Annotated in this window: 1 protein-coding gene; it reads right to left on the bottom strand. The window is 64.4% G+C overall.

The genetic code is table 11. The features are described from left to right. On the bottom strand, positions 1-320 hold a 320-nt coding region (locus J1C49_RS21625), incomplete at both ends, for a calcium-binding protein (protein WP_370639455.1).

The following is a 320-nucleotide window of genomic DNA, read 5'->3' as shown; positions in this document are numbered from 1 at the left end:
AAATTGTCCGCTCCGTCGCCACCGTTGTAATAGTCCAGCCCGCGCCCGCCATCGATATAATCGTCGCCCGCGCCGCCGAGCATCGTGTCGACGCCCGAGCCCCCGAGCAGACGGTCGGCCCCGTCGCCGCCGAGCATGGTGTCGTCGCCATCAAGCCCGTAGAGCGTGTCGTTGCCGAGATTGCCCTCAAGCCGGTTGCCATGGGCCTTGGTGCCATAGATCGTGTCCGCAAAGGCCGATCCAAAGGCGTTCTCGATGGCCACAAGCTGGTCCGTGCCGCCGCCCCCCGTTGCGACACCGTTCTCCAGATCAATGAAAAC

This window comes from Cognatishimia sp. F0-27, from assembly GCF_020667845.1.
Taxonomy (GTDB): domain Bacteria; phylum Pseudomonadota; class Alphaproteobacteria; order Rhodobacterales; family Rhodobacteraceae; genus JAFMPQ01.
This window is presented reverse-complemented; position numbering and strand designations above follow the sequence as displayed.